This is a genomic window from Arthrobacter sp. 05T47, from assembly GCF_056395825.1.
Window position 1 is genome coordinate 141895 of the sequence record NZ_JBFTKG010000002.1, and the last position, 11646, is coordinate 153540.

Consider the following 11646-nt stretch of genomic DNA (forward strand, 5'->3'; position numbering starts at 1 on the left):
TTCTACTCACCACCTTCGCGACGCACAATGCGTGCCTTCAACGGCAGCTTGTGGATTGCCAGGCGCAGGGCCTCGCGAGCTACCTCTTCACTGACACCGGAGAGTTCGAAGAGAACCCGGCCCGGCTTGACGTTTGAGACCCACCATTCCGGAGAACCCTTACCGGAACCCATGCGGGTTTCAGCAGGCTTCTTCGTCAGCGGACGGTCCGGGTAAATGTTGATCCAGACCTTTCCGCCACGCTTGATGTGGCGGGTCATCGCGATACGGGCAGATTCGATCTGACGGTTCGTGACGTAGGCCGGGCTCAGAGCCTGGATGCCCCACTCACCGAAGGAGACCTGGGTGCCGCCCGTAGCAGCGCCGGAACGACCCGGGTGGTGCTGCTTACGGTGCTTGACTCGACGTGGGATAAGCATTTAAGCCTGTCCTCCTTCTACTGCAGCAGGTGCAGCCTCAACTGCCGGAGCTTCGGCGGCAGCCGGAGCTGCCTCAGCTGCGGGGCGGTCGGGACGACGGCGGCGGTCACCACGGTCGGCGCCACCCGGGCGGCCCGGGCGGTCGCCGGCACGGCCACGGGACGGAGCAGCAGCTGCCTGCTGAGCCAGTTCCTTGGCAGTGACGTCGCCCTTGTAGATCCAAACCTTCACGCCGATGCGGCCGAAGGTGGTCTTGGCCTCGTAGAAGCCATAGTCGATGTTCGCGCGCAGGGTGTGCAGGGGCACACGGCCTTCGCGGTAGAACTCCGAGCGGGACATTTCTGCGCCGCCCAGTCGACCCGAGCAAGCGATCCGGATGCCCTTGGCACCGGCACGCTGTGCGGACTGCATGGCCTTCTTCATCGCACGGCGGAACGCCACGCGGGAAGTCAGCTGCTCTGCAACGCCCTGGGCAACAAGCTGGGCTTCCATCTCGGGGTTCTTGACCTCGAGGATGTTCAGCTGTACCTGCTTGCCCGTGAGCTTCTCGAGCTCGCCGCGGATGCGGTCTGCTTCAGCGCCGCGGCGGCCGATGACGATGCCCGGACGTGCCGTGTGGATATCCACGCGGACACGGTCGCGGGTGCGCTCGATTTCGACCTTGGCGATACCGGCGCGCTCCATGCCCGTGGACATGAGCTGGCGGATACGGATGTCTTCGCGAACGAAGTCCTTGTACCGCTGGCCGGCCTTGGTGCTGTCAGCAAACCAGTGCGATACGTGATCGGTGGTGATGCCGAGTCGGAACCCGTGCGGGTTAACTTTCTGTCCCACTTAGCGAGCCTCCTCTTTCTCCGGGGTAGCGACTACCACGGTGATGTGGCTCGTGCGCTTCTTGATCTGAAATGCACGACCCTGGGCTCGCGGCTGGAACCGCTTCATGGTCGGGCCTTCATCAACAAACGCTTCGCTGATGATGAGGTCACCTTCGTCAAACGCCACGCCGTCGCGGTCCGCGAGGACCCGGGCGTTGGAGATTGCCGACTGAACTACCTTGAATACCGGCTCCGAAGCTGCCTGCGGGGCAAACTTCAGAATTGCCAGAGCCTCATTCGCTTGCTTACCACGAACAAGGTTGACGACGCGCCGGGCCTTCATAGGCGTTACGCGGATGTGACGCGCAATTGCCTTGGCTTCCATTGCTTTCCTTCTCTCGTCTTTGACGTAAGTGCAGGCGCCTAGCGGCGCTTGCCCTTACGGTCGTCCTTGACATGGCCGCGGAATGTCCGCGTGGGAGCGAATTCGCCGAGCTTGTGCCCGACCATCGACTCAGTGACAAACACGGGGATGTGCTTGCGTCCGTCGTGTACGGCGATCGTGTGGCCGAGCATGTCGGGGACGATCATCGAGCGGCGGGACCAGGTCTTGATGACGTTCTTGGTGCCCTTTTCGTTTTCCCTGGCTACCTTCACAAAGAGGTGCTGGTCAACGAAAGGACCTTTTTTCAGGCTGCGTGGCATGTGTCCAGGCTCCTATCGCTTGTTCTTGCCAGTACGACGGCGACGAACAATAAGCTTGTCGCTCTCTTTGTTGGGACGGCGGGTGCGGCCTTCGCGCTTACCGTTCGGGTTGACGGGGTTACGTCCACCGGACGTCTTACCCTCGCCACCACCGTGCGGGTGATCGACCGGGTTCATGGCGACACCACGGACGGTCGGGCGAACGCCCTTCCAGCGCATACGGCCAGCCTTGCCCCAGTTGATGTTCGACTGCTCGGCGTTGCCGACCTCGCCGACGGTTGCGCGGCAGCGCACGTCAACGTTGCGGATTTCGCCGGAAGGCAGACGCAGCTGGGCGAAACGGCCTTCCTTTGCAACGAGCTGGATCGATGCGCCGGCGGAGCGGCCCATCTTGGCGCCGCCACCCGGACGCAGTTCGACTGCGTGGATTACGGTACCGACCGGGATGTTGCGCAGCGGAAGGTTGTTGCCGGGCTTGATGTCAGCGTCGGCGCCGGCCTCTACGAAGTCGCCCTGGGACAGCTTGTTCGGGGCGATGATGTAACGCTTGGTGCCATCAACGTAGTGCAGGAGGGCGATCCGAGCCGTGCGGTTCGGGTCGTACTCGATTTCGGCAACGCGGGCGTTGACGCCGTCCTTGTCGTGGCGACGGAAGTCGATCAGACGGTACTGGCGCTTGTGTCCACCACCCTTGTGACGGGTCGTGATCTTACCGGAGTTGTTACGGCCACCCTTTTTCGGGAGGGGACGTACCAACGACTTTTCCGGCGTCGACCGCGTGATTTCAGTGAAGTCCGCTACGCTCGAGCCGCGACGGCCCGGGGTAGTCGGCTTGTATTTACGGATTCCCATAATTTATTTCCTCGTTAAAGTGGTCTCCGCTATGAAAGCGGACCGCCGAAGATGTCGATAGTGCCTTCTTTGAGGCTCACAATGGCACGCTTGGTGTTCTTGCGGGTACCCCAGCCGAATTTGGTGCGCTTGCGCTTACCGGCACGGTTGATGGTGTTGATCGATTCGACCTTGACGGAGAAAATCTTCTCCACGGCCAGCTTGATCTCGGTCTTGTTCGAACGGGGGTCCACCAGGAAGGTGTACTTGCCCTCATCGATCAGGCCGTAGCTCTTTTCCGAGACAACGGGTGCAAGCACGACGTCGCGCGGGTCCTTGATGGTGGCTGCACTCACTTGGCATCCTCCTCGTTCTTTGCAACCTTGTCAGCAACGAATGCTTCGTAGGCAGCCTTGGTGAAGACTACGTCGTCGGAAACGAGCACGTCGTAGGTGTTCAGCTGGTCTGCGTACAGAACGTGAACTTCCTCGAGGTTGCGCACGGACAGTGCAGCAACGTCGTTGGCGCGCTCAATGACAACGAGCAGGTTCTTGCGCTCGGAAACTCCGCGCAGGGTTGCCAGTGCTTCTTTGGAGGACGGCTTGGAGCCGGCAACCAGGTCAGCAACGACGTGGACGCGGCCGTTGCGGGCGCGGTCCGAGAGTGCGCCGCGCAGTGCAGCAGCAATCATCTTCTTGGGGGTGCGCTGGCTGTAGTCACGCGGCGTGGGGCCGTGGACAACGCCACCACCGGTCATGTGAGGAGCACGGATGGAACCCTGACGGGCGCGGCCGGTGCCCTTCTGCTTGAACGGCTTGCGACCTGCACCGGAAACCTCGGCGCGGGTCTTGGTCTTGTGGGTACCCTGGCGAGCAGCAGCGAGCTGGGCAACGACGACCTGGTGCAGCAGCGGCACGTTGGTCTGTACGTCGAAGATCTCTGCAGGCAGGTCAACCTTGACAGTGCTAGTCATTGAACTAGGCTCCCTTCACGGCGGTGCGTACGAGTACGACCTGGCCGCGGGCACCGGGAACGGCGCCCTTGATAAGGAGCAGCGACTTCTCGACGTCAACCGCGTGGACCGTGAGGTTCAGCGTGGTGTGACGAACGGCGCCCATGCGGCCGGCCATTTTCATGCCCTTGAAGACGCGGCTCGGGGTGGATGCGCCACCGATTGAACCGGGCTTACGGTGGTTCTTGTGGGCACCGTGGGAAGCTCCAACGCCGTGGAAGCCGTGACGCTTCATAACACCGGCGAAGCCCTTACCCTTGGTGGTGCCAACGACGTCGATCTTCTGGCCGGCTTCGAAGAGCTCAACGGAGAGCTCCTGGCCCAGCTCGTAAGAGTCAGCATCTGCAGTGCGCAGTTCTACGACGTGGCGGCGAGGCGTGACGCCTGCCTTTTCAAAGTGACCAGCCAGCGGCTTGGTGACCTTGCGGGGATCGATCTGGCCGTAGCCGATCTGAACGGCGACATAGCCATCAGTTTCTGCATTGCGCAGCTGCGTGATGACGTTCGAGTCAGCCTGGACCACAGTGACGGGGATGAGCTTGTTGTTCTCGTCCCAGACCTGGGTCATGCCGAGCTTCGTGCCCAGCAGGCCCTTTACGTTACGGGTTGCGGTCATAGTCTCTCAGCACCTCCCTACAGCTTGATTTCGATGTTCACGTCGGCCGGCAGGTCGAGACGCATAAGCGAGTCAACAGCCTTGGGCGTGGGGTCGATGATGTCGATCAGACGCTTGTGCGTGCGCATTTCAAAGTGCTCGCGGCTGTCCTTGTACTTGTGCGGAGAGCGGATAACGCAGTAAACGTTCTTCTCCGTCGGCAGCGGCACGGGGCCGACTACCGTTGCGCCTGCGCGCGTGACCGTCTCAACGATCTTCCGTGCTGAAACGTCAATGACCTCGTGGTCGTATGACTTCAGCCGGATGCGGATTTTTTGTCCCGCCATGTCGCCTGACTCTCTTTCAGTAAATGCTGCTCTGTTTACTTACCTGTTGTATGTGGCTGCCGAAGCATTTGAAGTCGTGACTACCACCCGCCGCACAAGCTGAATCCGGAAAAATCCGGGTTCCTCAACCTGCCGGCGTAACCGACCCCCGCGGTCGGGCGTGTCGCACGTTTTCACACGTACTCGTCCGCAATTCCGTGGGGAGTGGGTTATGTTTGGTCTCTTACCTGGACCCTGGCACCCGGCATTATCCGGATCGGGACGCGAAAGAGCGCTTGAACAACTCATCTAGTATGCCGGATTTTATGGGCAGAAGCGAATCAGGGCGCTGCACGGCAGTGCAGTCACTGCAGGCAGCTGACCTTGGGTCGTTGTCCTGAACCGCCATCGAATGGATGATAGGGGCATGACTGTGCAGGACTCTGTAGCAGTTCAGGCTCTCGCCGCACGCCTGAGCCCCGGGTTCACCCTGGGAGTTGCCTCCGCGGCCTTCCAGATCGAGGGCGCCCTCGCGGCCGGCGGCCGCGGGCCCTCCGGGTGGGATGCCTTTGCCGAGAAGCCGGGGAACATCCTGCACGGCCACTCCCCCGCCGTCGCCTGCGACCACTACAACCGGGCGGCCGAAGACGTCGGGCTCATGCGCGAGCTCGGAATCGACTCCTACCGCTTCTCGATCTCATGGCCGCGGGTCCAGCCTGCGGGCACCGGCCGGTTCAACGCCGCGGGCCTGGACTTCTATGACCGCCTGATCGACCGGCTGCTCGCCGCCGGCATCTCCCCCATGGCCACCCTCTACCATTGGGACACCCCGCTCCCCCTCGAGCACCGGGGCGGCTGGATGAACCGTTCGACGGCGGAGCGGTTCGCCGAGTACTGTGCGGCGGCAGGCCAGCGGTTCGGCGACCGCGTCGCGCAGTGGGTGACGCTGAACGAACCGGCCTCGGTCACGCTCAACGGTTACGCCATGGACATCCATGCCCCCGGCCGCGGCCTGCTCTTCGATGCCCTGCCCTCAGTGCGCCATCAGCTCCTGGGCCATGGCCTCGCGGTGCAGGCCCTGCGGGCGGCGGGGGTCCGCGGCGGCGTCGGCGTGACGAACCTGCATTCCCCCGTCCGGCCGGCTTCCGGGTCGCTGACGGACCGGCTGCTGGCCAGGGTGTTCGACCTCGTGCTGAACCGTCTCTACGCGGACCCGATCCTCCTGGGCCGCTTTCCCAAGCCGCCGCTGATCGCCCGGCCGTGGTTCCGGTCCCTGGGGAGAGTCTCCGATGCGGACCTGGCCACGATCCACCAGCCGCTGGATTTCTATGGCCTGAACTACTACTACCCCGTGAAGGTGGCCACGGGGCGCGGCGTCAACACCCCCTCGGGAACCGTGGAGGAGTTGCTGAAGATCCCGTTCCATCTCGCCGCGTTCCCGGAGTACGAGCGCACCGGATTCGGCTGGCCGGTCGCCCCGGACCATCTGGGGATCCTGCTGCGGGAGTTGAAGGACAGATACGGCGAGGCCCTGCCGCCGCTCTACATCACCGAGAGCGGCGCGAGCTTCCCCGAACCGGACCACGTCACCGGCCCCATCCCCGACGCCGGACGGATCAGCTACCTCGCCGCACACCTGGCCCAGGCGGTGGACGCCACCTCACCMGGCGGAATAGCCCACGACGTCGACCTGCTCGGCTACTACGTCTGGACGCTCATGGACAACTTTGAATGGGCGGCGGGCTACTCACAGCGCTTCGGCCTGGTGCATGTGGATTTCAAGACGCTCCAGCGCACGCCCAAGGACTCGTACTACTGGTACCAGGCGCTTGCGCGGGCCCGGCGCGCCTGAGTTCCTCCCCCGCAGGGTTATTGGTTGCGGTTCGCCCGGTTGATGCGCTTGGCGCGCTCTATCTCCTGGCGGAAGTGCCGCTTCGCCCAAAAGAACACGACGACTGCCGCGACGACGATGAGCAGAAAAATGAACCAGCCCATGGTGAGCTCCTTTCCCCTCCTGTAAAGGTATCAGGAACTTAAAAAGAACAGCCCCGCTGCGTGTGCAGCGGGGCTGTTCTTTGGTTTTCCGTGACCGTCAACCGGCCAGGATAACCATGATCAGCAAGTACTACTTGATGATCTTGGTGACGCGTCCCGAACCAACGGTGCGGCCGCCTTCGCGGATAGCGAAGCCGAGGCCATCTTCCATTGCGATCGGCTGGATGAGCGCAACGGTCATCTCAGTGTTGTCGCCGGGCATAACCATTTCCGTGCCTTCCGGCAGGGTGATAACGCCGGTTACGTCCGTGGTGCGGAAGTAGAACTGCGGGCGGTAGTTGGAGTAGAACGGGTTGTGACGCCCGCCTTCGTCCTTGGAGAGGATGTAGACGTTAGCCTCGAAGTCGGTGTGCGGGGTGATGGAACCCGGCTTGACGACAACCTGGCCACGCTCGACATCGTCGCGCTTCAGACCGCGGAGCAGGAGGCCACAGTTCTCGCCGGCCCATGCTTCGTCGAGCTGCTTGTGGAACATCTCGATACCGGTAACCGTGGTCTTCTGGACCGGGCGGATGCCGACGATCTCGACCTCGGAGTTGATCGCGAGGGTTCCACGCTCGGCGCGGCCCGTAACAACGGTGCCACGGCCGGTGATCGTGAAGACGTCTTCGATCGGCATCAGGAAGGGCTTGTCGCGGTCGCGTACCGGGTCCGGAACGGACTCGTCGACTGCTGCCATGAGGTCCTCAACGGACTTGACCCAGACGGGGTCGCCTTCGAGGGCCTTCAGGCCGGAAACGCGAACAACGGGAGCCTCGTCGCCGTCGAAGCCCTGCGAGCTGAGCAGCTCACGAACTTCCATTTCGACGAGGTCGAGGAGCTCTTCGTCATCGACCATGTCAGCCTTGTTCAGCGCGACCAGCAGGTAGGGAACGCCAACCTGGCGGGCGAGCAGAACGTGCTCACGGGTCTGTGCCATCGGGCCGTCAGTGGCGGCAACCACGAGGATTGCACCGTCCATCTGAGCAGCGCCGGTGATCATGTTCTTGATGTAGTCAGCGTGACCCGGAGCGTCTACGTGTGCGTAGTGGCGCTTCTCGGTCTGGTACTCAACGTGGGAGATGTTGATGGTAATGCCGCGCTGACGCTCTTCGGGAGCAGAGTCAATCGACGCGAAGTCACGCTTCTCGTTGAGAGTCGGGTACTTGTCGTACAGCACCTTGGAAATGGCGGCCGTCAGCGTCGTCTTACCGTGGTCAACGTGACCAATGGTACCGATGTTAACGTGCGGCTTAGTCCGCTCGAACTTTGCCTTTGCCACAGGTTCCTCCTAGAACGTTTTCAAATGACTTACCCTTCGGCCGCGCTTGTCGCGACAGAAACTCCAGTAAGTCTACTTGGGGGGCTTTGGATTGGTGAAATTGCAGATTCAGGTACTAATGCTAGTGCCTAGAGCCTGTTCGTGCAGACGGCCGCACTCCGGCCTGGCCGGACTACAGCTGACCGGAGTCCGGCCGCCTGCACCAGATGAATCTCCGCTGGCGGAGGCCCATCCGAGTTTTCGTTGCTGCGATGCGTCCTAGGGACTACTCGCCGCGGTTCTTCTGGATGATCTCGTCGGCAACTGCCTTCGGGACCTCGGCGTAGCTGTTGAACGTCATGGAGTACACAGCGCGGCCCTGGGTCTTCGACCGCAGGTCACCGATGTAGCCGAACATGCCGGACAGCGGGACGTGCGCGCGAATAACCTTGACGCCCTGGGCATCCTCCATGGACTGCATCTGGCCACGGCGGGAGTTGAGGTCACCGATAACTTCACCCATGTATTCCTCAGGGGTGCGGACCTCGACATCCATCAGCGGTTCGAGCAGAACAGGGTTCGCCTTGCGTGCGGCTTCCTTGAAAGCCATACGGCCGGCGATCTTGAACGCCATTTCCGAGGAGTCAACATCGTGGTAAGCGCCGTCAATCAGCGTCGCCTTGATGCCGACAACCGGGTAACCGGCCAGGACGCCGTCGTTGAGCGCATCCTGGATGCCGGCGTCGACGGACGGGATGTACTCGCGCGGAACGCGGCCACCAGTGACCTTGTTCTCGAACTCGTACAGCTCGCCTTCCGCAGTGTCCAGCGGCTCGATCGCGATCTGGATCTTTGCGAACTGGCCGGAACCACCGGTCTGCTTCTTGTGCGTGTAGTCGTGACGCTCTACAGCACGCTTGATGGTCTCGCGGTAAGCAACCTGCGGCTTGCCAACGTTCGCCTCAACCTTGAATTCGCGGCGCATGCGGTCCACCAGGATGTCCAGGTGGAGCTCGCCCATGCCGGCGATGATGGTCTGGCCGGTGTCCTCGTTGAGGGAGACCTGGAAGGTCGGGTCCTCAGCGGAGAGCTTCTGGATGGCCGTGGAGAGCTTCTCCTGGTCACCCTTCGTGTTCGGCTCGATCGCAACCGAGATCACGGGCTCCGGGAAGCTCATGGACTCGAGGACGATCTGGTTGGACGGATCGCACAGGGTGTCGCCCGTGGTGGTGTCCTTCAGACCGATCGCTGCGTAGATGTGGCCGGCGGTAGCGCCCTCGACGGGCATTTCCTTGTTGGCGTGCATCTGGAACAGCTTGCCGATGCGCTCCTTCTTGCCCTTGGTGGAGTTGACCACCTGCGAGCCTGCTTCCACGTGACCGGAGTACACGCGGATGAAGGTGAGCTGACCGAAGAACGGGTGCGCGGCGATCTTGAAGGCCAGTGCGGAGAAGGGCTCTTCAGAGGACGGCTTGCGGGTGAGTTCCTTCTCTTCGTCGCGGGGATCGTGACCGATCATCGGCGGGACGTCGAGCGGGTTCGGCAGGTAATCCACGACGGCGTCGAGCATCGGCTGGACGCCGCGGTTCTTGAACGCGGAACCACAGAAGACCGGGTACAGCTCAGAGTTGATCGTCATCTTGCGGATGCCGGCCTTGAGCTCATCGATGCTGATCTCTTCGCCCTCGAGGTACTTCTCCATGAGTTCCTCAGAGGCCTCGGCAACAGTCTCAACGAGAGTTGCGCGGTACTCTTCGGCCTTCGCCTGGAGGTCAGCCGGGATCTCGCGGATCTCGTACTTGGCACCCATGGTGACGTCACCCTTGGAGTCGCCGGGCCAAACCAGCGAACGCATGTACAGGAGGTCGACGACGCCGATGAAGTCGTTCTCGGCGCCGATCGGCAGCTGCATGACGAGCGGCTTGGCACCGAGGCGGCTGATGATGGTGTCGACGGTGAAGTAGAAGTCAGCGCCGAGCTTGTCCATCTTGTTGACGAAGCAGATGCGCGGAACGTTGTACTTGTCGGCCTGGCGCCAAACAGTCTCGGACTGCGGCTCCACACCTTCCTTGCCGTCGAACACGGCGACAGCGCCGTCGAGGACGCGCAGGGAGCGCTCAACCTCGACCGTGAAGTCAACGTGGCCGGGGGTGTCGATGATGTTGATCTGGTTGTTTTCCCAGAAGCAGGTCACGGCGGCAGACGTGATGGTGATGCCGCGTTCCTTTTCCTGTTCCATCCAGTCAGTCGTCGAAGCGCCGTCGTGCGTTTCGCCGATCTTGTGGTTCACACCCGTGTAGAACAGGATGCGCTCGGTAGTAGTGGTCTTGCCGGCATCGATGTGGGCCATGATGCCGATGTTGCGGACCTTGCTAAGGTCGGTAAGCACGTCCTGTGCCACGGTGTCTCCCTTTCGGATGGACTGCACGTTCGCCGCCGGCTCTTTCGAGCCGGCGGCGTCCGGGAAGTATTACCAGCGGTAGTGTGCGAAGGCCTTGTTGGACTCGGCCATCTTGTGGGTGTCTTCGCGACGCTTCACAGCGGCACCGAGACCGTTCGAGGCATCCAGGATTTCGTTCTGGAGGCGCTCGGTCATGGTCTTTTCGCGGCGGGCCTTGGAGTAGCCAACCAGCCAGCGGAGGGCGAGGGCCGTGGAACGGCCCGGCTTGACCTCAACGGGAACCTGGTAGGTGGCGCCACCAACGCGGCGGGAGCGGACCTCAAGCGAAGGCTTGACGTTCTCCATGGCCTTCTTGAGGGCTGCAACGGGGTCGCCGCCGGACTTGGCGCGAGCACCCTCGAGTGCACCGTAAACGATGCGCTCTGCGGTGGACTTCTTGCCGTCAACCAGCACCTTGTTGATGAGCTGGGTGACCAGCGGGGAGCCGTAAACGGGATCTAGAACTAGCGGCCGCTTGGGGGCCGGACCCTTGCGAGGCATATTACTTCTTCTCCATCTTTGCGCCGTAGCGGCTGCGAGCCTGCTTACGGTTCTTGACACCCTGGGTATCGAGGGCGCCACGGACGATCTTGTAGCGGACACCCGGAAGGTCCTTCACGCGGCCGCCGCGAACGAGCACAATGGAGTGCTCCTGCAGGTTGTGGCCTACACCGGGGATGTAAGCGGTGACTTCAATGCCACCGTTGAGGCGCACGCGAGCAACCTTACGCAGAGCCGAGTTCGGCTTCTTCGGGGTCGTCGTGTACACGCGGGTGCAGACACCGCGGCGCATGGGGCTGCCGTTAAGCGCGGGGGCCTTGGTCTTTTTGACCTTCGGCGTGCGGCCCTTGCGGACCAGCTGGTTAATCGTAGGCACTCTCGTGTTCTCCGTTTTATCCGGAGCGGCCGTTGGCGGCCGCTCTCTTGTCGCTGCGCCTCGCCGCCCGAGCTTTGAAGTTCTCTCCAGAGCAGCTGAGGCGAAGCCTTAATAGTCGGACCGCACGCCGGGGTCCAAGGACTTTCGACCTGAACTGCCCCTAGGCATGCGAAAATGTGGCATACGTTGCACAAGAACCCTGCAAACCGGAAACGTCGTCCTGGTCAAGCCCTACAGCTGCAAGCTGTCTAACTAAGACCGGCGCACTCATCCACTGCCACAATAACAATTAGTCTCAAGTCTAACACGGACGGGTCCCAGCCCTTAATCG

General features: G+C 62.1%; 15 protein-coding genes. 1 reads left to right on the plus strand and 14 read right to left on the minus strand.

Translation table 11 applies throughout. From position 1 onward, the window contains the following. Positions 1 to 2 precede the first annotated feature (2 nt). Genes rplP through rpsJ form a run of 9 tightly spaced genes read right to left on the minus strand, consistent with a single transcriptional unit; the run spans position 3 to position 4724 of the window. A complete protein-coding gene (rplP, locus tag AC1DEY_RS02755) occupies positions 3 to 419 on the minus strand; it encodes a 50S ribosomal protein L16 (protein ID WP_018773668.1) in 417 nt (138 codons plus the stop codon). After that, positions 420 to 1253 (minus strand): 30S ribosomal protein S3, encoded by an 834-nt coding sequence (gene rpsC, locus AC1DEY_RS02760; protein WP_441407840.1) that lies wholly within the window; start codon positions 1251 to 1253, stop codon positions 420 to 422. Next, positions 1254 to 1619, minus strand: coding sequence for a 50S ribosomal protein L22 (gene rplV, locus AC1DEY_RS02765; RefSeq protein ID WP_003803798.1), 366 nt, complete (start codon positions 1617 to 1619; stop codon positions 1254 to 1256). Between the two features lie 38 nt (positions 1620 to 1657). Then, the gene (rpsS, locus tag AC1DEY_RS02770; RefSeq protein WP_018773666.1) at positions 1658 to 1939 is read right to left on the minus strand and encodes a 30S ribosomal protein S19; all 282 of its coding nucleotides are present in this window, start codon (positions 1937 to 1939) and stop codon (positions 1658 to 1660) included. A 12-nt stretch (positions 1940 to 1951) separates the two neighbouring features. Next, positions 1952 to 2791 carry a 50S ribosomal protein L2 gene (rplB, locus tag AC1DEY_RS02775; RefSeq protein WP_390203585.1) on the minus strand — a complete coding sequence of 280 codons (840 nt, stop codon included), beginning with the start codon at positions 2789 to 2791 and terminating at the stop codon, positions 1952 to 1954. Positions 2792 to 2820: 29 nt separating this feature from the next. Next, positions 2821 to 3126, minus strand: a complete 306-nt coding sequence (gene rplW, locus AC1DEY_RS02780) for a 50S ribosomal protein L23 (RefSeq protein WP_018773664.1) — start codon at positions 3124 to 3126, stop codon at positions 2821 to 2823. Continuing rightward, positions 3123 to 3743: a 50S ribosomal protein L4 gene (gene rplD, locus AC1DEY_RS02785; RefSeq protein ID WP_026537568.1), complete on the minus strand. Its 621-nt coding sequence runs from the start codon at positions 3741 to 3743 to the stop codon at positions 3123 to 3125. The genes rplW and rplD overlap by 4 nt, the downstream gene beginning before the upstream one ends. Before the next feature lie 4 nt (positions 3744 to 3747). Beyond that, the gene (gene rplC / locus AC1DEY_RS02790; RefSeq protein ID WP_003803812.1) at positions 3748 to 4398 is read right to left on the minus strand and encodes a 50S ribosomal protein L3; all 651 of its coding nucleotides are present in this window, start codon (positions 4396 to 4398) and stop codon (positions 3748 to 3750) included. A gap of 17 nt (positions 4399 to 4415) precedes the next feature. Continuing rightward, on the minus strand, positions 4416 to 4724 hold the full coding sequence (gene rpsJ / locus AC1DEY_RS02795) for a 30S ribosomal protein S10 (RefSeq protein WP_003803825.1): 309 nt from the start codon (positions 4722 to 4724) through the stop codon (positions 4416 to 4418). Between the two features lie 406 nt (positions 4725 to 5130). Between rpsJ and AC1DEY_RS02800 the strand changes: the two genes are divergently transcribed. Continuing rightward, positions 5131 to 6555, plus strand: coding sequence for a GH1 family beta-glucosidase (locus tag AC1DEY_RS02800; protein WP_476866667.1), 1425 nt, complete (start codon positions 5131 to 5133; stop codon positions 6553 to 6555). A gap of 17 nt (positions 6556 to 6572) precedes the next feature. Here AC1DEY_RS02800 and AC1DEY_RS02805 read toward each other — a convergent pair whose 3' ends face one another. From AC1DEY_RS02805 to rpsL, 5 genes are all read right to left on the minus strand, one after another. Continuing rightward, positions 6573 to 6698: a hypothetical protein gene (locus AC1DEY_RS02805; RefSeq protein ID WP_476866668.1), complete on the minus strand. Its 126-nt coding sequence runs from the start codon at positions 6696 to 6698 to the stop codon at positions 6573 to 6575. A gap of 130 nt (positions 6699 to 6828) precedes the next feature. Then, positions 6829 to 8019, minus strand: a complete 1191-nt coding sequence (gene tuf / locus AC1DEY_RS02810) for an elongation factor Tu (protein ID WP_441407837.1) — start codon at positions 8017 to 8019, stop codon at positions 6829 to 6831. Between the two features lie 265 nt (positions 8020 to 8284). Next, on the minus strand, positions 8285 to 10399 hold the full coding sequence (gene fusA / locus AC1DEY_RS02815) for an elongation factor G (RefSeq protein WP_441407836.1): 2115 nt from the start codon (positions 10397 to 10399) through the stop codon (positions 8285 to 8287). Between the two features lie 69 nt (positions 10400 to 10468). Next, positions 10469 to 10939, minus strand: coding sequence for a 30S ribosomal protein S7 (rpsG, locus tag AC1DEY_RS02820; protein WP_011692813.1), 471 nt, complete (start codon positions 10937 to 10939; stop codon positions 10469 to 10471). A 1-nt stretch (position 10940) separates the two neighbouring features. Further along, positions 10941 to 11315, minus strand: coding sequence for a 30S ribosomal protein S12 (gene rpsL, locus AC1DEY_RS02825; RefSeq protein WP_018773658.1), 375 nt, complete (start codon positions 11313 to 11315; stop codon positions 10941 to 10943). Positions 11316 to 11646 lie beyond the last annotated feature (331 nt).

Excerpts from the sequence above, each read along its gene's own strand:
- rplD (WP_026537568.1), bottom strand. The coding sequence starts at position 3,743 with ATGACTAGCACTGTCAAGGTTGACCTGCCTGCAGAGATCTTCGACGTA.
- rplP (WP_018773668.1), bottom strand. The coding sequence starts at position 419 with ATGCTTATCCCACGTCGAGTCAAGCACCGTAAGCAGCACCACCCGGGT.
- rplB (WP_390203585.1), bottom strand. The coding sequence starts at position 2,791 with ATGGGAATCCGTAAATACAAGCCGACTACCCCGGGCCGTCGCGGCTCG.
- rplV (WP_003803798.1), bottom strand. The coding sequence starts at position 1,619 with ATGGAAGCCAAGGCAATTGCGCGTCACATCCGCGTAACGCCTATGAAG.
- AC1DEY_RS02805 (WP_476866668.1), bottom strand. The coding sequence starts at position 6,698 with ATGGGCTGGTTCATTTTTCTGCTCATCGTCGTCGCGGCAGTCGTCGTG.
- rpsS (WP_018773666.1), bottom strand. The coding sequence starts at position 1,939 with ATGCCACGCAGCCTGAAAAAAGGTCCTTTCGTTGACCAGCACCTCTTT.
- rplC (WP_003803812.1), bottom strand. The coding sequence starts at position 4,398 with ATGACCGCAACCCGTAACGTAAAGGGCCTGCTGGGCACGAAGCTCGGC.
- rpsG (WP_011692813.1), bottom strand. The coding sequence starts at position 10,939 with ATGCCTCGCAAGGGTCCGGCCCCCAAGCGGCCGCTAGTTCTAGATCCC.
- rpsJ (WP_003803825.1), bottom strand. The coding sequence starts at position 4,724 with ATGGCGGGACAAAAAATCCGCATCCGGCTGAAGTCATACGACCACGAG.